The following is a 19,003-nucleotide window of genomic DNA, read 5'->3' as shown; positions in this document are numbered from 1 at the left end:
TTGTCTTCTCATCCCTAGGAGTTCCATGTGAAGCGTGCTGTTCCTGCCTCGATCCTGAAACCCCTGGCCGCCTGCGCGGCAGTGGCCACCCTGGCCTTGGCAACGCCGGCCCTGGCCCAGGAAAAAACACTGCGCATCGCCATGACGGCGGCAGACATTCCGCGCACGCTGGGCCAGCCCGACCAGGGCTTCGAGGGCAACCGCTTCACCGGCATTCCGATTTACGACTCGCTCACGCAGTGGGACCTGTCGAAGGCCGATGCGCCGAGCGTGCTGATCGCCGGGCTCGCCACCTCATGGGCCGTCGATGCCAAGGACAAGACCAAGTGGGTCTTCAAGCTGCGGCCCGGCGTCAAGTTTCATGACGGCTCGGCCTTCAATGCCGACGCCGTGGTGTGGAACGTGCAGAAGGTGCTCGACAAGGACGCACCGCAGTTCGACCCGAGCCAGGTGGGCGTGACCGCGTCGCGCATGCCGACGCTGCGCACCGCGCGCAAGGTCGACGACATGACGGTCGAGCTCACCACCAGCGAGCCCGACGCGTTCCTGCCGATCAACCTGACGAACCTGTTCATGGCCTCGCCCGCGCAGTGGCAAAAGAAGTTCGACGCCGCGGCCGGCGCCTCCCCCGCCGACAAGTCCAAGGCCGCATGGACCGCCTTTGCCGCCGACCCCGCCGGCTCGGGCCCGTTCAAGGTCACGCGCTTCGTGGCCCGCGAGCGGCTGGAGCTTGCCGCCAACAAGACGTACTGGGACGCCAAGCGTGTACCCAAGATCGACAAGGTCGTGATGCTGCCGATGCCCGAAGCCAACGCGCGCACCGCCGCGCTGCTGGGCGGCCAGGTCGACTGGATCGAAGCGCCCGCGCCCGACGCCATGCCGCAGATCACGCAGCGCGGCTTCAAGATCTATTCGAACGCGCAGCCGCACGTGTGGCCGTGGCAACTGTCGTTCGCCGAAGGCTCGCCCTGGCTCGACAAGCGCGTGCGCCAGGCCGCCAACCTGTGCATCGACCGCGGCGGCATGAAGCAGCTGCTCGGCGGCATGATGGCCGAGCCCAAGGGCACCGTGCCGCCCGGCCATCCGTGGTGGGGCAATCCCAAGTTCGACATCAAGTACGACGTGAAGGCCGCGCAGGCGCTGATGACGCAGGCCGGCTACTCGGCAGCCAAGCCGATCAAGGTGAAGGTGCAGATCTCCGCCTCGGGCTCGGGCCAGATGCAGCCGCTGCCCATGAACGAATTTGCGCAGCAGTCGCTCAAGCAGTGCTTCTTCGATGTGGAATTCGACGTGATCGAATGGAACACGCTCTTCACCAACTGGCGCAAGGGCGTGAAAGATCCTTCGGCCAACGGCGCCAACGCCACCAACGTGAGCTTCGCAGCGATGGACCCGTTCTTTGCCATGGTGCGCTTCGTGAGCACCAAGACATTTCCGCCGGTGTCCAACAACTGGGGCTACTACGGCAACGCCGAGGTCGACAAGCTCGTGGCCGATGCGCGCACCAGCTTCGACGACAAGGCGCGCGACACCGCGCTGGCCAAGCTGCATGCGCACATCGTGGACGACGCGCCGTTCGTCTGGATTGCGCATGACGTCGGCCCGCGCGCAATGTCTGCCAAGGTGAAGAACGTCGTTCAGCCTAAAAGCTGGTTCATCGACATCGCAACCATGACGATGGACTGATGCTGGCCTATCTGCTGCGTCGCGTGGTCTACGCCGTGCCGATCATGATCGGCGTGGCGCTGGTGTGCTTTCTGCTGGTGCACATCGCGCCCGGCGATCCGCTGGTGTCGATTCTTCCGCCGGACGCCTCGGCCGACCTGCAGGCGCAGCTGCGCGAGCTGTACGGCTTCAACCGTTCGCTGCCCGAGCAGTTCGCGATGTGGATCTGGCGGGCGCTGCACGGCGACCTGGGCGTTTCGATTGCGAGCAACCGGGCGGTGGCGGGCGAGGTGTTCACGGCCGTGGGCAACACGCTGCGGTTGGCCGTGTTGGCCACGTTCATCGGCTTTGTGCTGGGCTGCCTTTTCGGCTTTGTGGCCGGGTACTTTCGCAATTCGTGGATCGACCGCTTCGCCTCGATGCTGTCGGTGCTCGGCGTGAGCGTGCCGCACTACTGGTTGGGCATGGTGATGGTGATCGTGTTCTCGTCGCAGCTCATGTGGCTGCCCGCCACCGGCGCGGGCCCGGGGGGCTCGAGCGACTGGGCGTGGGACTGGGAGCATGTGCAATATCTGCTGCTGCCCGCGCTCACCATGTCGGTGATTCCCATGGGCATCATCGCGCGCACGGTGCGCGCGCTGGTGGCCGACATCCTCGACCAGGAATTCATTGTCGGCCTGCGCGCCAAGGGCCTCACGCACTTCGGCGTGTTCCGCCACATGGTGAAGAACGCGGCGCCCACGGCGTTGGCCGTGATGGGCCTGCAGCTGGGCTACCTGCTCGGCGGCTCGATATTGATCGAGACCGTGTTCTCCTGGCCAGGCACCGGCTTTCTATTGAACTCCGCCATCTTCCAGCGCGACCTGCCGCTGCTGCAGGGAACCATCCTGGTGCTGGCGCTGTTCTTCGTGTTGCTGAACCTGCTGGTCGACGTGCTGCAAACCATGCTCGACCCGCGGATTGCGCGGGCCTGACTACCATGAGCGCACTCCCCATTCCTTCGTCCCCTGCTGCTGCAGCAGCCGATGTAAAACCGCTGCCGATGCAGCGCTCGCGCGGCTACTGGACCTCGGCGCTGCTGCGCTTCACGCGCGATCCGATCGCCATGGGCGCCGCCTTGATGGTGCTGCTGCTCATAGGCCTGGCCGTGTTCGGCCCCTGGCTCGCGCCGGCCGACCCCTACGCATCGTCGATGCTCAAGCGGCTAAAACCCATCGGTACCGAGGGCCTGCCGCTCGGCAGCGACGAGCTGGGCCGCGACATGCTGTCGCGCCTGATCGTCGGCGCGCGGCTGTCGCTGTTCATCGGCATCACGCCGGTCATCTGCGCCTTTGTGCTCGGCACGGTCATCGGCATCGTTGCGGGTTACGCAGGCGGCTTTACCAACACGCTGATCATGCGCACCATCGACGTGTTCTACGCCTTCCCGTCGGTGCTGCTGGCCATTGCTCTCTCGGGCACGCTGGGTGCGGGCGTGGTCAACTCGCTGATCTCGCTCACCATCGTGTTCATTCCGCAGATTGCGCGCGTGGCCGAAAGCGTGACGACGCAGGTGCGCACGCGCGACTACGTTGAGGCGGCGCGCGCCTCGGGCGCCAACCCGTTCACCATCGTGCGGGTGCATGTGCTGGGCAATGTGCTCGGACCTATCTTCGTGTACGCCACGAGCCTGATCGCGGTGTCGATGATCCTGGCGTCGGGCCTGTCGTTCCTGGGCCTGGGCGTAAAGCCACCGGAGCCGGAGTGGGGGCTGATGCTCAACACGCTGCGCACTGCAATCTACGTGCAGCCGTGGGTTGCTGCGCTGCCTGGGGCGATGATCTTCATCACCTCGATCTCTTTCAATCTCTTGTCCGATGGGTTGCGGTCGGCGATGGACAACAAGGGGTGAGGATGCTTTGCGTTGTATGTGCTGCGCTGTCTTCAGGGCGCGCCCCCGCCGACGGGGTACCTTTCTCCGCGAATGTCCCCCGGCCTGCGGCCTCCTCCTTTATTTCGCTGCTGTCCCCCGGCCTGCGGCCTCCTCCTTTATTTCGCTGCGCAAGGCACCCCATCGACGGGTGCGTGATTCAGAGCGGTCGTTGATCAGCGATACACCAGCAGCGTGCCCCAGTGCACAGGGCATCGGGTGTTCCCCGCAGCGAAATAAAGGAGGAGCCGAAGGCGGGGGACATTCGCGGAGGGGAGCACCCGGTGGCCCGGGGGACATTCGCGGAGGGGAGTACCCGGTGGCCTTTGCACACGTCCTGGACAACAGCGCCAAGAACACAGGAGCACGACCACATGGACGCACTGAAAGACATCGGCGGCCCCGCACAACCTCTGCTCACCATCACCGGCCTAGTCAAGCACTTCCCGCTCAAGAAAGACCCTCTGGGTCGTGGCGGCGGTGTGGTGCGTGCAGTAGACGGTGTCGACTTCGAAGTCCTGAAAGGTGAAACGCTGGGTGTTGTCGGCGAATCGGGCTGTGGCAAGTCGACCACCGCGCGGCTGCTGATGCAGCTCATTGCGCCGACCCGGGGCGAGGTGATTTTTGATGGCCGCGAAGTCGGTGGCCGCGAACTTCCGCTCAAGGAGTTTCGACGCCAGGTGCAGATGGTGTTCCAGGACAGCTATGCCTCGCTCAACCCGCGCCTCACCATCGAAGACTCGGTTGCCTTCGGTCCGCAAGTGCATGGCGTCAGCCGGCGCGAGTCTGTGGCGCGTGCGCGAGATCTGCTTGCGCGCGTGGGCCTGGAGCCGCAGCGCTTTGCCGAACGGTATCCGCATGAGCTGTCGGGCGGACAGCGCCAGCGCGTGAACATTGCACGCGCGCTTGCATTGCAGCCGCGCATGGTGATTCTGGACGAGGCCGTGTCGGCGCTCGACAAGTCGGTGGAAGCACAGGTCATCAACCTGCTGCTCGACCTGAAGGCCGAGTTTGGCCTGACCTATCTTTTCATCAGCCATGACCTCAACGTGGTGCGCTATGTGAGCGACCGCGTCATGGTCATGTACCTCGGCCAGGTGGCCGAGATCGGCCCGGCCGATGCGCTCTACGATGCGCCCGCGCACCCCTACACGCGCGCCCTGCTCTCGTCGATGCCTTCGATGGACCCCGACAACCGCACCGAAGAAGCCGCGCTGGCCGGCGACCCGCCGAATCCGATCAACCCGCCCTCCGGCTGCCGCTTTCATCCACGCTGCGCGCTGGCCGCGCCGGTGTGCAGCCAAGTGGTGCCCGAGCCCGTCGCCACGGGTTCGCTGCATGCGGCGAGCTGCCTTGTTCTCGAGCCCGGGAGCGGGCACCCGATGGCGCAAACGCCGATGAGGCAGGCAGCATGAGCGACAGCCGCAGCACCAACAACGGCAGCACCAACGTCATGCCCGCCGGCGAGCCGATGGTCCGCCTGCTCGACCTCAGCGTCACCTTCAGCGGCGGCCGCAAGCCCGTGCATGCGGTCAGTGGCGTGAGCCTGGAAGTGCAGCGCGGCGAAGTGGTCGCGCTCATCGGCGAATCCGGCTCCGGCAAGAGCGTGACCATGCGCACGCTGCTGCGCCTGCACTCCGAGCGCCGCACGCGCATGGGCGGGCAGGTGCAGGTGGCCGGGCGCGACGTGCTGGCGATGCCCGCGCGCGAGCTCGACGATTTCCGCGGCAAGGTCGCTTCGATGATCTTCCAGGAACCGCTGCTCGCGCTCGACCCCGTGTATTCGGTCGGCGCGCAAATCGTCGAATCGATTCGCCGGCACGAGAAGAAAGTGACGGCAGCCGAGGCGCACCAGCGTGCGCTCGCGCTGTTCGAGCGCGTGCGCATTCCCAGCCCCGAGCGGCGGCTGGCTGCGTATCCGCACGAGATGTCTGGCGGCATGCGCCAGCGCGCGATGATTGCGCTCGCGCTGGCCTGCAAGCCGCAGCTGCTGCTGGCCGACGAGCCGACCACCGCGCTCGACGCCACGGTGCAGATCCAAATTCTTCTGCTGCTGCGCGAACTGCAGCGCGACCTGGGCCTGTCGGTGATCTTCGTGACGCACGACATCGGCGCCGCGGTAGAGGTCGCCGATCGCATCGCCGTGATGTATGCCGGCCGCATCGTCGAGGAAGGCACGGCGCGCGAGCTGATCCGCTCGCCGCGTCACCCCTACACCATCGCGCTGCTCAAGAGCCGCGCGCATGGGGCGCTGGCGCGCGGCGCGCGGCTGGAGACCATCGGCGGCGCGCCGCCCGATCTCTCCGCGTTGCCGCCGGGCTGCGCCTTTGCCGAACGCTGCGCACTTGCCACCGATGCCTGCCGCGCCGCGCAGCCGCCGGTGGTCGAGCTCGCACCCAACCACCGCGCGCGCTGCATCCACACCGAGGCCGCAGCAGCCATCGCGCCCACGCTGGTCGCCTGACCCGCACCGCACAAACTCCTACTGACGCACCATGCCCTTGCACGATCCCGCCCACGCCTTCGTTCCGTACCCCGACGCGCCGGTGCCGCACGCGCCCACCGGCCCGCTGGCCGACCTGAGCTTTGCTGCCAAAGACCTGTTCGACGTGGCCGGCTACCCCACCGGGGGCGGCAACCCGATCGTGCTGGCGATGTCGGGCATAAAGACGCGCACCGCGCCCACCGTGCAAAAGCTGCTCGATGCGGGCGCGCGCTTTACGGGCAAGACGGTGACCGACGAGCTCGCGTTCTCGATGAACGGCAACAACGCGCATTTCGGCGCACCGATCAACGGCGCGGCCAAAGACCGCATCACAGGCGGCTCGTCGTCGGGGTCGGCCTCGGCGGTGTCGTCGGGCCTTTGCGACTTTGCGCTCGGCACCGACACCGGCGGCTCGGTGCGCGCGCCGGCCAACCACTGCGGCCTGTACGGCCTTCGCCCGACGCACGGCCGCGTGAGCCTGGAGGGCGCGCTCGACCTTGCGCCGAGCTTCGACACCTGCGGCTGGTTCGCGCGCGACATCGGCACCTTTGCGCGCGTGGCCGATGTGCTGCTGGGCGCCGACGCATCGGCCCTGCCCGATCGCATGCGCCTGCTGGGTCCCGACGACGTGTGGGCCCTGGCCGCACCCGCCGCCACGAAGGCGCTGCAAGCCGTGATCGACCGTGTGCAGGGCCTGCTCGGTCCCGCGCAGGGCACGACGGTGGCAATGGAATCGTTCGACGCGATGTACTGGAACTTTCGCTACCTTCAGTCGCGCGAGGCCTGGCTCACCGACGGCCCGCTGATCGAGCGCTATGCGCCGCCGCTGGGCCCGGGCGTGGCCGAGCGCTTTGCGTGGTCGCGCGAAGTGACCGATGCGCAGGTGGTGGCCGCGCGCGTCTTTCGCACCGCGTTTCGCGCGCACCTGGCCGCGCTGCTGGGCACCGACGGCGTGCTGCTGATGCCCACCATGCCCGACATTGCGCCGCTGCGCAGCGAGAGCGAGGCCGGGCTGGAGGACTACCGCAACCGCGCGATACGGATGCTGTGCATTGCGGGACTCAGCGGCTTTCCGCAACTGTCGATGCCGCTGGCGCGGCGCGACGGCGCGCCGCTCGGGCTGTCGCTGCTGGGGCCGGCGGGCTCGGACCGTTCATTGATCCGGGTGGCCGAGCGCATTGCCGCTGGCTGACACCGCGTACCGCGGCTTCGTCCAAGTCGGCGACACTGCGCTCTTTTCATCCGGCGCATGGCGCCAGCACATCATGTCGGAAGCCTCGGCGCAGTTTGTCGATTTCATCGTGGACCGGCTCTCTGCAATCCCCCGCATCGCCAAGACGCGCTTCTTCGGCGGAACGGGACTCGTGGCCGATGCCACGCAGTTCGCGATGATCATGGGCAGCACCGTGTATTTCGTGGTGGACGACACCACCCGGCCAAAGTACGAGAAGCTGGGCAGCCGGTGCTTTGCCTACGACACGAAGGCGCGGCGGGTGCAGGTGCGGAAGTATTTCGAGGTTCCCCTCGACATCATCGAAGACCACGAGGCGTTGGCGGCGCTGGCCAGGGAGGCCGTGCTGGTGGCAAAAAGCCTCGCCGCGAAAAAGCCGCCCGGCAAGCGCGCCTAGCCCTTCCAGTCGACAACCGCCGGTGCCGCGAGCGCGCAGAGATCGCAATCGACCGCCTCTCCGGCGCGCTCGATCACCACGAAATCTCCCGCATCCACCGCCAGCAGCGCGTGGTGCCAGGTGCCGGGCGCGAGCACCACGCCCTGCCGACCGTCGGTAACGAAGGCGGCCAGGTCTCCCGCAGAGGCCGGCGCTTCCCCCGCGCGAGCGACCACGATCACAAAGCGCCGCTCGCCCAACGGCACGAAGGTCTGGCTGCCGAGCGCATGGCGTTCCATCTCTGCCACGTCGTGCGGAAAGCTGCGCGCCCCGGCGCGGAACAGCGCGAGCATCGCGCGGCCGCCCGCGGCATCGAGCTGCAGGTTGTCGAGCAGGTCGAAGCGCCTTGCGTTGCCGCCGTTGATGGCGCGGCCTCCGGCAGCGGGCGCCTCGATGACGGTGCCATAGGGCGCAAAGGCGTGCGGCGTGAGCGGTGCGATGCGCAAAGGGGCTGCAGCGGAAGCTTGTTCTTTCATGCCGCGACTGCAGCAGAAAGCGTGCCGCGCCGCCGCAAGGTCGGCCAGCCAGCGCTCGAAGGCTTCGGCGCGCTCCACGTCGGGCAGGCGCAGCAGGGCCGACGGATGCAGGGTCACGAACACGGGCCGGCCATCGCCGCGCTCGTGCAGCCACGCACCGCGCTCGGCCTGCACCGCCACCGGGCGGCCCAGCAGGGTGCGCGCGGCGGTGGCACCCAGCGCCACCAGGGCCTGCGGCCGGACCAGCGAAATTTCGCTCTCGAGCCAATGGGCGCAGGCTTCGGCCTCGCGTTGGCCTGCGGTCTTGTGGATGCGGCGCTTGCCGCGCAGCTCGTACTTGAAGTGTTTGACGGCGTTGGCCAGGTACACGGTGTCGCGCGCCCAGCCCAGTTGTGCCATTGCGCGGTCGAGCAACTGGCCCGCGGGGCCGACGAAGGGCCGGCCCGCCAGGTCTTCCTGGTCGCCCGGTTGCTCGCCGACCAGCATGTGCGTGGCGCCGAGCGGACCTTCGCCGCACACGGCCTGCGTGGCGAGCGCGCCGATGGGGCAGTCGCGGCAGGCACGCGCCGCGGCGCGCAATTCACCAAGGTTGGCGGGTTCCACGCCCGCCGCCGGCCGCAGGTGCAGCGCAATGGGCGCGCGGATGCGGCGCGGCGCGGTAGGCGGCGCCTCGATCATCGACTGGCTGCGCGCGGCAGCGGCCTCGGCCAGCGGCTGGATCAGCGTGGCCTCGGGCAGGTTGCGCCAGTAGCGGCGCGGCATTTCGCGCCGCATCATCGCGAGCTTGAGCCGCGCCGGGTTGAAGATGTGTTCGTAGTAGGTCAGCCAGAGCTGCTCGCCGGCATCGGGCGGCGGCTTCTCGCGGCGGTCGGCGCCATCGCGGAAGGCCAGCGCATGGCCGTTCCATTCCACACAACGCTCGGGCGTGAGGATGGCCCAGCGCATCTGCGCGAAGCGGCGCGCAAAAAAAGCTGCGTTGGCTTCGACGATGCGGTGCTCGGGCTCGAACCACGCCACGTGGCGTTCCAGGCCGTCTTCGCCCGTCACGCGGGTAAAGCGCACGAAGGCGCGCATCTTGTGGATGTCGCGGTGCACGGCCTTGGCCATCTGCCGGGCCTGCATCAGGTCGGCGTCGAGCGGGTCGTGCCGCAACGCGGGCTCGTGCGAAAGGCGCCACAGCAGCCGGTACAGCAAAGCAAGGCGCTGCGGGTCGCGGTGCAGGATGACGTCGCCGCACAGTTCGACGAACCATGCGGGCACGGGCTGCCGTTCTGCGGCGGTAGCAAGCGCTGCTGGCGGCGCGGCATCGCCCCCCGCACCGAACAGATCGGCGGCATCGCCGGCGGCCTGCACCGCGTTCCATTCGACGCGGTCCGGCGCCACGCCCGCTGCGAGCAGCTGCCGCGCGTGGCGGCGAAAGGCGTCGAGATCGACCGGGTCGTCGAGCCGCACGTGCATGGCAAATGGCTCGGCTCAGAACAGCGAGGCTTGCGCAGCGCGCTGCGGCACCGGCGAAGGCATGGGCGCCCCGCGCGATGGCCGGTGCCCGTCCGCAACGACAAACGGCAGCACCTTGCGCGCCGGCACGTGCAACCGCCGGAGGTCGTCCGCGCGCACCCGGCGCACGCGCCGCGCCTGCAGCAGCCGTTCGACGGCTTTCACGCCGAGCCCCGGCACGCGCAACAGCATTTCGCGCGGCGCATGGTTCAGGTCGACCGGAAAGCGGTCGGCATGCGCGAGCGCCCAGGCCATCTTGGGATCGACGTCGAGCCGCAGCAGGCCGTCGGGCTCGGCCACGATTTCCTGGTGCCCGAAGCCGTAGAAGCGCATGAGCCAGTCGGCCTGGTAGAGCCGGTGCTCGCGCATCAGCGGCGGCGCCACCAGCGGCAGCGCGCGGGCGGCGTCGGGAATAGGGCTGAAGGCGGAGTAGTACACGCGCCTGAGCTTGTAGGCGCCGTAGAGCGTGGCGCTCGAGGCAAGGATCTGACGGTCGTCGGTGGCGTCGGCGCCCACGATCATCTGCGTGCTCTGGCCCGCGGGCGCAAAGGGCGGCGGATTTGCGGCGGCGGGCGCCGCGCCAGGCAGCGCGCGAATCGGCACCACGCGGCGCGCCTCTTCGCGCGTGTCGTCGATGCGCAGCCGCAGCCGCGCCATGGAACGGCGAATGGCGCTTTCATCCTTCTCGGGTGCGAGCGCCTGCAGGCCTTCGGTGGTCGGCATCTCGACGTTGATGCTCAGGCGGTCGGCATAGCGGCCGGCGCGCGCGATGAGCTCGTCGCTTGCATCGGGAATGGTCTTGAGGTGGATGTAGCCGCGAAAGTCGTGGTCTTCGCGCAGCGTGCGCGCCACCTCGACCACCTGCTCCATCGTGTGGTCCGGCGACTTGACGATACCGCTGGACAGGAACAGGCCCTCGATGCAGTTGCGGCGGTAGAAGTCGAGCGTGAGCTGCACCACCTCGTCGACGCGAAAGCGCGCGCGCGGCACGTTGCTCGACGCGCGGTTGACGCAGTAGAGGCAGTCGTACTGGCAGTGGTTGGTGAGCAGCACCTTGAGCAGCGAGATGCAGCGCCCGTCCGGCGCGAAGCTGTGGCAGATGCCGGCGCCCTCGGTCGAGCCGATGCCGCGCCCGCCGATGGAGTCGCGCGGCTGCGAGCCGCTGGACGCGCACGAGGCGTCGTACTTGGCGGCGTCCGCAAGGATGGCGAGTTTGCGCTGGAGGTCCACGGGAAACTGGGCACTTAAAATACTGTATGAATATACAGTTTTGAAGGCTGTGTGTCTTGCAGAACGGGGAAAGCCCCCAGGCTTTTCACCCGCTAAAGTCCCGGGCTCGTTCACCCGTGCGCAGCGATGCGCTTTCCGATGCGCCGCTCACCTGCTCTCTCCGCTTTTTTCGCCCTGCCCCTCGCGGCCCTCGTCCTCGCCGGATGCGCCGCGCGGCCCGCGCCCCGCGTCACCTGGTTGGGCGACGGCGTGTTCAAGTCGCCCAGTCCGCAGGACGCCGAGGCCTACTGCCGCAATTTCGGCGCTCCGATGCGCTATCTCGACCCCAAGGGCTCGCGCGCGCCGGTCGTCGGCGAAGTCACCTACCGCTGCGACTGATTGGCCGAATCCATGGCGGGCGGCCGCACCCGCTCCAGGATGAAGTCGATGAAGGTGCGGATCGCCCGCGTGTGCTGCCGGTTCGGCATGTAGAGCATGAACATCTGCGTGCCGAAAATGCTCAGGCGCCAGTCGTCCAGCGTGGTCACCACCTCGCCCCGGCGCACGTCGTCCTGCACCACGTAGTCGGGCACCAGGCCAATGCCGAGCCCCGCGAGGATGGCTTGGCGCAGGAACAAGAAGTTTTCTGAAATCAGCGTCGGCTCGAGGATCACCTCGCGCCGGGTCTCACCCTGGTAGGCCGACACCCGCAGCTCCCGGCCGATGACCGCGGCGGTGACCACCGGCGCGCCCTGCAGCTCGTCCAGCTGCACCGGCAGCGGGTGCTTCTGCGCATAGTCGCGCGAGGCGCAGGCCACATAGCGCACCGGCCCCAGTTCCCGCGCCACCAGGTTTTGTGGCGGCTCCGGCACCACGCGGATCGCAATGTCGACCTCGTCGCGCAGCAGGTCTTCGATGCGGTTTTCGAACACCACGTCCAGCACGATGCCGGGGTACTGGCGCTTGAAGTCGATCAGCCAGTCGGCCATGACCAACTGACCGTAGCCGCTTGGCACGCTCAACCGCACGCGGCCCTGCAGGCCCTCGCCCAGAGTGGTGACGGATTCTTTTGCGGCCAGCAATTCGGCCTGGATGGCAACGCCGTGCTGGTAGAGCCGCAGGCCGATCTCCGTGGGCTCGGCGCGGCGGGTGGTGCGCCGCACCAGCTGGGCGCCGACCGAGCGCTCCAGCTGGTTCAGGTGGTAGCTGACATTGGCGCGGCTCATCTTGAGGCGGCGTGCCGCCGCGCTCAGGTTGCCGGCGTCGAGGATTTCCACCAGCAAAGTCAGCGATTGGAGCTCCATGCACCCGATTGTGTCAAAAATCCTTTGACAGTCTGTCAACCGGCTATGCAATTGTCAAAGCCGCGCATCGGGCAAAGAATGCTGGGTTCACCCTGGAACCCGCAAGAGACAAGAGAGACAAGACATGGCCACCACCGACTCCAGCCTTCCCGCGTCTTCTTCCAACCCCGTCAGCTTCGAGCGTTCTCCCAAACCGGGCGGCGTGTTCGTGGTGACCATCGACAACCCGCCCGTCAACGCCCTGGGCGTGGATGTGCGCCGAGGCCTGGTGGCCGCCATCGAGGCGGCGGAGGCCGACAGCGCGGCCGCCGCGGTGCTGATCGTCGGCGCGGGCCGCAACTTCATCGCGGGTGCGGACATCCGCGAGTTCGGCAAGACGCCGCAGCCGCCTTCGCTGCCCGAGGTGTGCCTGAAGATCGAGAACTGCACGAAGCCGGTGATTGCCGCCATCCACGGCGCGGCGCTGGGCGGCGGGCTCGAAGTGGCGCTGTCGGCGCACTACCGCCTTGCCGCTCCGTCGGCCAAGCTGGGACTGCCCGAAGTGCAGCTCGGCCTCTTGCCCGGCTCGGGCGGTACGCAGCGCGCGCCGCGCCTCATCGGCGTGAAGCCCGCGCTTGAGCTCATGCTCAGCGGCCGCCATGCGGGTGCGAAGGAAGCGATGTCGCTCGGGCTGGTCGACCGCCTGGGAACCGAGGCCGACGCGCGCGCCGAGGGCCTTGCCTATGCGGAAGAACTGGCCGCGGCCAAGACGCCGGTGCGCCGCGCGCGCGAGGCCGCCGGCCTGGCCGATGCAGAGGCCAGCCGCGCCGCGCTCGAAGCGGCGCGCGCCGACACTGCCAAGAAGAGCCGAGGCCTGTTCTCGCCGATGAAGATCATCGAAGCCGTCGAAGCCGCGCTCACGCTGCCCTTCGACGAAGGTATGGCGCTGGAGCGCAAGCTGTTCCTGCAGTGCATCGACAGCCCGCAGCGCGCCGGCCTGATCCACGCCTTCTTCGCCGAGCGCGAAGTGCTGAAGGCGCCCGAAACCAAGGCCGCCAAGCCGCGCGCGCTCGAATCGGCCGGCATCATCGGCGGCGGCACCATGGGCGCGGGCATTGCGGTGGCCATGCTCGATGCGGGCCTGCCCGTGACCATGATCGAGCGCGACGAGCCCAGCCTTGCGCGCGGCCGCCAGCACGTTGAAAAGGTGTACGACGGCCTGATCGGCAAGGGCCGCATGACGCCCGAGGCCAAGGCGGCCGTGATGGCGCGCTTTTCGGGCTCCACGAGCTACGACGCGCTCGCGCAGGCCGATATCGTGGTCGAAGCCGTGTTCGAAGACATGGGCGTGAAGAAGGCGGTGTTCGCCGAACTCGACCGGGTGTGCAAGCCCGGCGCAGTGCTGGCTACCAACACCTCGTACCTCGACATCGACGAGATCGCGGCCAGCATCTCGCGCCCGCAGGACGTGGTGGGCCTGCACTTCTTCTCGCCGGCCAACATCATGAAGCTGCTCGAGATCGTGGTGCCCGCCAAGGTGAGCGCCGACGTAGTGGCCACGGGCTTCGAGCTTGCGAAGAAATTGAAGAAGGTGCCCGTGCGCGCCGGCGTGTGCGACGGCTTCATCGGCAACCGCATCCTCGCGGTGTACCGCCAGGCCGCCGACCACATGATGGAAGACGGCGCCTCGCCCTACCAGATCGACGAGGCGGTGCGCAACTTCGGCTACCCGATGGGGCCGTTCCAGGTGTCCGACCTGGCGGGCGGCGACATCGGCTGGGCCACGCGCAAGCGCAAGGCGGCCACGCGCGACCCCAAGGCGCGCTACGTGCAGGTTGCCGACCGCATCTGCGAGCGCGGCTGGTTCGGCCAGAAGACGCAGCGCGGCTATTACCTGTACCCCCAAGGCGCGCGCACCGGCGTGCCCGACCCCGAGGTGCTGGCCATCATCGACGCCGAGCGCGAGCGCGCCGGCATCGAGCCGCGCGCCTTCACCGAAGAAGAAATCATGCGCCGCTACATGGCCGCAATGATCAACGAGGGCGCCAACGTGGTGCACCAGCGCATTGCGCTGCGCCCGCTCGACGTGGACGTGACCTTTCTCTACGGCTACGGCTTTCCGCGCCACCGCGGCGGCCCGATGAAGTACGCCGACACCGTGGGCCTGTCGAAGGTGCTGGCCGACATTCGCGAGTTTGCGAAGGAAGATCCGTTGTTCTGGCAGCCCTCGCCGTTGCTGGTGGAGCTGGTCGAACGCGGCGCTAACTTCGACAGCCTCAACCACGCCTGACCCCTTTCTGAAAGAAGCGACGCCATGGACCTGAACTTCACCCCTGAAGAAGAAGCCTTCCGCGCGGAAGTGCGCGCCTTCCTGGCCGACAAGCTGCCCGCGCGCCTCTCGGCCAAGGTGAGCAGCGGCAAGATCCTCGCCAAGGCCGACATGGAGGAATGGCACGCCATCCTCAACGCGCGCGGCTGGCTCGCCAACCACTGGCCCGAGCAGTACGGCGGACCGGGCTGGACGGCGGTCGAAAAGTTCATCTTCGAGCACGAATGCGCGCTGGCCTTTGCGCCGCGCATCGTGCCCTTCGGCGTGAACATGCTGGGGCCGGTGCTCATCAAGTACGGCAACGAGGCGCAAAAGCGCCACTGGCTGCCGCGCATCCTCGACGGCTCCGACTGGTGGTGCCAGGGCTATTCGGAACCCGGCGCGGGCTCCGACCTGGCGGCGGTAAAGACATCGGCCGTGCGCGGCATCGACACCCAAGGCGACCACTACATCGTGAACGGCCAGAAGACCTGGACCACGCTGGGTCAGCATGCCAACATGATCTTCTGCCTGGTGCGCACGAACCGCGAAGCGAAGAAGCAAGAGGGCATCAGCTTCCTGCTGATCGACATGACTTCGCCCGGCGTGGAAGTGCGCCCGATCATCACGCTCGACGGCGAGCACGAGGTGAACGAGGTGTTCTTCTCCGACGTGCGCGTGCCGGCCGAGAACCTGGTCGGCGAAGAGAACAAGGGCTGGACCTGCGCCAAGTACCTGCTCACCTACGAGCGCACCAACATCGCGGGCGTCGGCTTTTCGGTGGCCGCGCTCGAACAGCTCAAGGGCATTGCGGCCACGCAAACGAAGAACGGCAAGCCGCTGGCGGAAGACCCGGCCTTTGCCGCGCGCATGGCGCGTGTCGAGATCGACCTGGAGAACATGAAGACCACCAACCTGCGCGTGATTGCCGCAGTGGCCGGTGGCGGCGTGCCGGGCGCGGAGAGCTCGATGCTCAAGATCCGCGGCACCGAGATCCGGCAAGAGATTTCTTCGCTCGCGCGCCGCGCAATGGGCGTGTACGGCCGGCCCTTCATCGAAGAAGCGCTGCACGACGGCTTCGACGGCGAAACCTTCGGACCCGCCTACGCGTCGGCCGCGGCAGCGCGCTACTTCAACAACCGCAAGCTGTCGATCTTCGGCGGCTCGAATGAAATCCAGAAGAACATCATCAGCAAGATGATCCTCGGCCTTTAAAGGAGACATGCAATGAACTTCGAACACACCGAAGACCGGCGCATGCTCGCCGACAGCCTGAACCGCTTCATCGCAGAGCAGTACGCCTTCGATGCGCGCGACCGCATTGCGAAGTCGCAGCACGGGTTCAGCAAGGAGATCTTTCAACAGTTCGCAGAACTGGGCGTGATCGGCGCGCTCTTCAGCGAGGCCGATGGTGGCTTCGGCGGCGGCGGCTTCGACATTGCCGTGGTCTTCGAGGCGCTGGGCCGCGGCCTCGTGGTCGAGCCGCTGCTGGGCGCGGTAATGGTCGGCGAGGCGCTCAGCGCAGCCGGCAGCGATGCGCAGAAAGAAAAACTCGGCGACATCATCAACGGCGCCATCGTCGCCGCCTTTGCGCACGACGAAGCCGGCGCGCACCACGAGCGCACGCACGTTGCCACCCGCGCCGAGCGCAGCGGCGACGGCTGGGTGCTGAACGGCGCCAAGGCCGTCGTGCCGCAGGGCGAGCAGGCCGACCTGTTCCTCGTCTCCGCCCGCACTTCCGGCAGCATCGACGACGAAGCGGGCATCTCGCTGTTCCTCGTGCCCGCGAAGACCGCGGGCCTTACGGTGCACGGCTGCCCCGCCATCGACGGCGGCCGCGTGGCCGAACTCGCATTCGACGGCGTGAAGCTGGTTGCCGATGCGCTGCTGGGCACCGAAGGCCAGGGCCACGCCACGCTGGAACGTGCCATCGGCCGCGGCGTGCTCGCGCTGTGCGCCGAGGCCGTGGGCGCCATGGAAGCCGCCAAGACTGCCACGCTCGACTACCTGCGCACGCGCAAGCAGTTCGGCACGCTCATCGGCAGCTTTCAGGCGCTGCAGCACCGCATGGCCGACCTGCTGCTCGAGATCGAGCAGGCGCGCTCGGCGGTGATCAACGCGGCAGCCGCCATCGACGGCACCGACCGCGTGGCGCGCGAGCGTGCGCTCTCGGCCGCCAAGTTCAGTATCGGCCGCATCGGCGCGCTGGTGGCGGAAGAAAGCATCCAGATGCATGGCGGCATTGGCATGACGTGGGAGCTGCCGCTGCCGCACTATGCCAAGCGGCTCGTGATGATCGACCATCAGCTCGGTGACGAAGACCATCATCTGCAGCGCTACATCGCGCTTGGCAAGGAGACTGTGCAATGAGCGACAAGACCGTTCTCATCTCCCAGCAGGGCGCCGTCCGCATCCTGACCAACAGCAACCCGGGCGCGCGCAACGCGATCACGCCAACGCTGTATGCGGAACTGAGCGCCGCGCTCACCGATGCGGAGAACGATCCCGAAGTCGGCGCCATCGTCTTCACCGGCGCGGGTGATTTCTTCTGCTCGGGCGGAGACCTGAACCTGCTCGCCAAGCGCCGCGAACTGCCCGCCTCCGAGCGGCGCGAAAAGCTCGAAGGCCTGAACAACCTGATCCGCGCCATTCGCGATTGCGGCAAGCCCGTCATCGCTGCGGTCGAAGGCGGCGCTGCCGGCGCGGGCCTTTCGATGGCGCTGGCGTGCGACATGCTGGTGTCGGCGCGCGATGCGTTCTACACGGTCGCCTACGTCAAGGTGGGTCTCACCCCGGACGGCGGCGCCACGGCTTTCCTGTCGGAGTTCGTCTCGCGCCAGGTGCTCACCGAAATGTGCCTGACCGGCGACCGCATGACGGCCGAGCGCCTGCATGCGCTGGGTGCCGTCAACCGCCTCACCGACAAGGGCGCCGCGCTGGCCGAGGCCGTTGCGCTGGCTGCCAAGGTGGCCAACGGCCCGCAGCGCGCGAGCGCACGCATCAAGACGCTGTGCCGGCAGGCGCACCGGGCCACGCTCGAAGAACAGCTCGACGCCGAGGCCGTGTACATGGTCGAGTCGCAAGCCGACGCCGAAGCGGCTGAAGGCATTGGCGCCTTTCTCGGCAAGCGCACGGCAGATTTCACCGCGCTGCGCCGACAGAAGCCCAACCCTTCCTGACGCCGCCAGCCGCATTCACCCCACATCACGCCTCGCACACGCTGCGGGGCTTTCTCGTTTCAAGGGAGTTGCTCTCATGCCCGTGCTGAATTCCTCGCTGCCGCTTGCCGGCGTGCGCGTTCTCGATCTGTCCCGCATCCTCGCGGGCCCCTGGTGCGGCATGGTGCTGGCCGACATGGGCGCCGAAGTCATCAAGGTCGAGCACCCGGGCCGCGGCGACGACACGCGCGACTGGGGCCTGCGTGTCGGCAACACCGAGACGGCCTACTTCAACAGCGTGAACCGCAACAAGCGCTCGGTCACGCTCGACCTGCAGACGCCCGAAGGCCAGCAGATTGCGCGCGACCTTGCCAGACAGTGCGACGTGGTGATCCAGAACTTCAAGTTCGGCGGCATCGACAAGCTGGGCCTCGGCTACGAACAGCTGAGCAAGGAAAACCCGAAGCTCATCTACTGCTCGATCTCGGGCTATGACCGCACCGGCTCCGAGGCCGCGCGCCCCGGCTACGACCTTGTGGTGCAGGGCGAGGCGGGCCTGATGGCGCTGAACGGCGAAGCCAACCAGCCGCCGCTGAAGTTCGGCGTGGCGGTGGTCGACCTGTTCACCGGCATGTATTCGGCCCAGGCCGTGCTGGCCGCGCTGTACCAGCGCGAGAAAACCGGCAAGGGCCGCCACGTGGAGATGGCGCTGTTCGATTGCGGCCTGATGATCACCGCCTACTACGGCCTCGAAGCACTGCTGATGGGCGAAGACCCGCCGCGCTACGGCAACTCGCATCCGTCGATCGTGCCCTACGGCGTGTTCGACGCGGCGGATGGCCCGCTGGTCATTACCGTGGGCAACAACGCCCAGTTCTCGCGCTTTTGCACCGACGTGCTCGAGCGGCCCGACCTTGCGGCGGACGAACGCTTCAAGACCAACATCCTGCGTTCGGCCAACCGCGCGGTGCTGCTGCCCGAGCTGCACGCCGAACTGGCCAAGCGCCAGCGCGCCGACCTGCTCGAAAAACTCACGCAGTCAGGCATTCCCTGCGGCGAGGTGCTCGGCCTGCTCGAAGCCCTCAACTCCAAGCGCGCGACCGACGCGGGCCTTGTCACCGAGCAGCCGCATCCGGTGGCCGGCAAGGTCAACGTGCTGGCACCGCCCTACCGTTTCGACGGCGAGCGCCTGCCGGTGCGCAGCGCGCCGCCGCAACTGGGCGAAGCCACGCACGAGGTGCTGCAGTCGCTGCTCGGCCTTTCGGACGACAAGCTCGCGCAACTTAAATCGAACGGCGTTCTCTGAAGACGCTCTTTCCTTCTCCTCATTGATTCCCTGAAGAAGT

The 19,003-nt window shown here is 67.6% G+C and carries 16 protein-coding genes; 13 read left to right on the top strand and 3 right to left on the bottom strand.

Annotated features, from left to right (window positions below):
• Positions 1-27: 27 nt before the first annotated feature.
• From QHG62_RS22475 to QHG62_RS22445, 7 genes are all read left to right on the top strand, one after another.
• Positions 28-1,686, top strand: a complete 1,659-nt coding sequence (locus QHG62_RS22475; RefSeq protein WP_281147853.1) for an ABC transporter substrate-binding protein — start codon at positions 28-30, stop codon at positions 1,684-1,686.
• Positions 1,686-2,639, top strand: a complete 954-nt coding sequence (locus QHG62_RS22470; protein WP_281147852.1) for an ABC transporter permease — start codon at positions 1,686-1,688, stop codon at positions 2,637-2,639. Before QHG62_RS22475 ends, QHG62_RS22470 begins: the two co-directional genes overlap by 1 nt.
• Positions 2,640-2,644: 5 nt before the next feature.
• Positions 2,645-3,556, top strand: coding sequence for an ABC transporter permease (locus tag QHG62_RS22465; protein ID WP_281147851.1), 912 nt, complete (start codon positions 2,645-2,647; stop codon positions 3,554-3,556).
• Between the two features lie 392 nt (positions 3,557-3,948).
• Positions 3,949-4,989 (top strand): ABC transporter ATP-binding protein, encoded by a 1,041-nt coding sequence (locus QHG62_RS22460; protein ID WP_281147850.1) that lies wholly within the window; start codon positions 3,949-3,951, stop codon positions 4,987-4,989.
• Positions 4,990-5,045: 56 nt separating this feature from the next.
• Entirely contained in the window at positions 5,046-6,038 is a 993-nt protein-coding gene (locus QHG62_RS22455; RefSeq protein ID WP_281151776.1) for an ABC transporter ATP-binding protein, read from the top strand.
• A gap of 31 nt (positions 6,039-6,069) precedes the next feature.
• Positions 6,070-7,251: an amidase gene (locus tag QHG62_RS22450; protein ID WP_281147849.1), complete on the top strand. Its 1,182-nt coding sequence runs from the start codon at positions 6,070-6,072 to the stop codon at positions 7,249-7,251.
• On the top strand, positions 7,238-7,687 hold the full coding sequence (locus QHG62_RS22445; protein ID WP_281147848.1) for a TfoX/Sxy family protein: 450 nt from the start codon (positions 7,238-7,240) through the stop codon (positions 7,685-7,687). Before QHG62_RS22450 ends, QHG62_RS22445 begins: the two co-directional genes overlap by 14 nt.
• Here the strand turns inward: QHG62_RS22445 and QHG62_RS22440 are convergent.
• Positions 7,684-9,660: a UdgX family uracil-DNA binding protein gene (locus QHG62_RS22440; protein WP_281147847.1), complete on the bottom strand. Its 1,977-nt coding sequence runs from the start codon at positions 9,658-9,660 to the stop codon at positions 7,684-7,686. The two genes, QHG62_RS22445 and QHG62_RS22440, sit on opposite strands and share 4 nt — an antisense overlap.
• Positions 9,661-9,675: 15 nt before the next feature.
• The gene (locus tag QHG62_RS22435; protein ID WP_281147846.1) at positions 9,676-10,929 is read right to left on the bottom strand and encodes a putative DNA modification/repair radical SAM protein; all 1,254 of its coding nucleotides are present in this window, start codon (positions 10,927-10,929) and stop codon (positions 9,676-9,678) included.
• Between the two features lie 126 nt (positions 10,930-11,055).
• On the opposite strand from QHG62_RS22435, the gene QHG62_RS22430 reads away from it, so the two are divergent.
• Positions 11,056-11,307 carry a hypothetical protein gene (locus tag QHG62_RS22430; protein ID WP_281147845.1) on the top strand — a complete coding sequence of 84 codons (252 nt, stop codon included), beginning with the start codon at positions 11,056-11,058 and terminating at the stop codon, positions 11,305-11,307.
• Here the strand turns inward: QHG62_RS22430 and QHG62_RS22425 are convergent.
• On the bottom strand, positions 11,292-12,212 hold the full coding sequence (locus QHG62_RS22425) for a LysR family transcriptional regulator (protein ID WP_281147844.1): 921 nt from the start codon (positions 12,210-12,212) through the stop codon (positions 11,292-11,294). The two genes, QHG62_RS22430 and QHG62_RS22425, sit on opposite strands and share 16 nt — an antisense overlap.
• 124 nt (positions 12,213-12,336) lie before the next feature.
• On the opposite strand from QHG62_RS22425, the gene QHG62_RS22420 reads away from it, so the two are divergent.
• The 5 genes from QHG62_RS22420 (at position 12,337) to QHG62_RS22400 (ending at position 18,963) form a co-directional block, all read left to right on the top strand.
• Complete coding sequence (locus tag QHG62_RS22420) at positions 12,337-14,481, top strand: 3-hydroxyacyl-CoA dehydrogenase NAD-binding domain-containing protein (protein WP_281147843.1); 2,145 nt, start codon at positions 12,337-12,339, stop codon at positions 14,479-14,481.
• A gap of 24 nt (positions 14,482-14,505) precedes the next feature.
• Positions 14,506-15,714 (top strand): acyl-CoA dehydrogenase family protein, encoded by a 1,209-nt coding sequence (locus tag QHG62_RS22415; protein WP_281147842.1) that lies wholly within the window; start codon positions 14,506-14,508, stop codon positions 15,712-15,714.
• 12 nt (positions 15,715-15,726) lie between these two features.
• Complete coding sequence (locus QHG62_RS22410) at positions 15,727-16,869, top strand: acyl-CoA dehydrogenase family protein (RefSeq protein ID WP_281147841.1); 1,143 nt, start codon at positions 15,727-15,729, stop codon at positions 16,867-16,869.
• The gene (locus QHG62_RS22405) at positions 16,866-17,678 is read left to right on the top strand and encodes an oxepin-CoA hydrolase, alternative type (protein WP_281147840.1); all 813 of its coding nucleotides are present in this window, start codon (positions 16,866-16,868) and stop codon (positions 17,676-17,678) included. The genes QHG62_RS22410 and QHG62_RS22405 overlap by 4 nt, the downstream gene beginning before the upstream one ends.
• 76 nt (positions 17,679-17,754) lie before the next feature.
• A complete protein-coding gene (locus QHG62_RS22400; protein ID WP_281147839.1) occupies positions 17,755-18,963 on the top strand; it encodes a CaiB/BaiF CoA transferase family protein in 1,209 nt (402 codons plus the stop codon).
• The last annotated feature ends 40 nt before the right edge of the window (positions 18,964-19,003 follow it).

It is taken from the genome of Variovorax paradoxus (assembly GCF_029919115.1).
Lineage (GTDB): Bacteria > Pseudomonadota > Gammaproteobacteria > Burkholderiales > Burkholderiaceae_C > Variovorax > Variovorax paradoxus_O.
The sequence above is the reverse complement of the archived record's forward strand: the minus strand, read 5'-3'. Positions and strand labels throughout refer to the sequence as shown.

Bases quoted from the DNA above. Each gene is read 5' to 3' on its own strand.
- QHG62_RS22460 (WP_281147850.1), top strand. From the start codon at position 3,949: ATGGACGCACTGAAAGACATCGGCGGCCCCGCACAACCTCTGCTCACC.
- QHG62_RS22450 (WP_281147849.1), top strand. From the start codon at position 6,070: ATGCCCTTGCACGATCCCGCCCACGCCTTCGTTCCGTACCCCGACGCG.
- QHG62_RS22465 (WP_281147851.1), top strand. From the start codon at position 2,645: ATGAGCGCACTCCCCATTCCTTCGTCCCCTGCTGCTGCAGCAGCCGAT.
- QHG62_RS22440 (WP_281147847.1), bottom strand. From the start codon at position 9,660: ATGCACGTGCGGCTCGACGACCCGGTCGATCTCGACGCCTTTCGCCGC.
- QHG62_RS22410 (WP_281147841.1), top strand. From the start codon at position 15,727: ATGAACTTCGAACACACCGAAGACCGGCGCATGCTCGCCGACAGCCTG.
- QHG62_RS22405 (WP_281147840.1), top strand. From the start codon at position 16,866: ATGAGCGACAAGACCGTTCTCATCTCCCAGCAGGGCGCCGTCCGCATC.
- QHG62_RS22425 (WP_281147844.1), bottom strand. From the start codon at position 12,212: ATGGAGCTCCAATCGCTGACTTTGCTGGTGGAAATCCTCGACGCCGGC.
- QHG62_RS22420 (WP_281147843.1), top strand. From the start codon at position 12,337: ATGGCCACCACCGACTCCAGCCTTCCCGCGTCTTCTTCCAACCCCGTC.
- QHG62_RS22430 (WP_281147845.1), top strand. From the start codon at position 11,056: ATGCGCTTTCCGATGCGCCGCTCACCTGCTCTCTCCGCTTTTTTCGCC.
- QHG62_RS22415 (WP_281147842.1), top strand. From the start codon at position 14,506: ATGGACCTGAACTTCACCCCTGAAGAAGAAGCCTTCCGCGCGGAAGTG.
- QHG62_RS22455 (WP_281151776.1), top strand. From the start codon at position 5,046: ATGGTCCGCCTGCTCGACCTCAGCGTCACCTTCAGCGGCGGCCGCAAG.
- QHG62_RS22400 (WP_281147839.1), top strand. From the start codon at position 17,755: ATGCCCGTGCTGAATTCCTCGCTGCCGCTTGCCGGCGTGCGCGTTCTC.
- QHG62_RS22470 (WP_281147852.1), top strand. From the start codon at position 1,686: ATGCTGGCCTATCTGCTGCGTCGCGTGGTCTACGCCGTGCCGATCATG.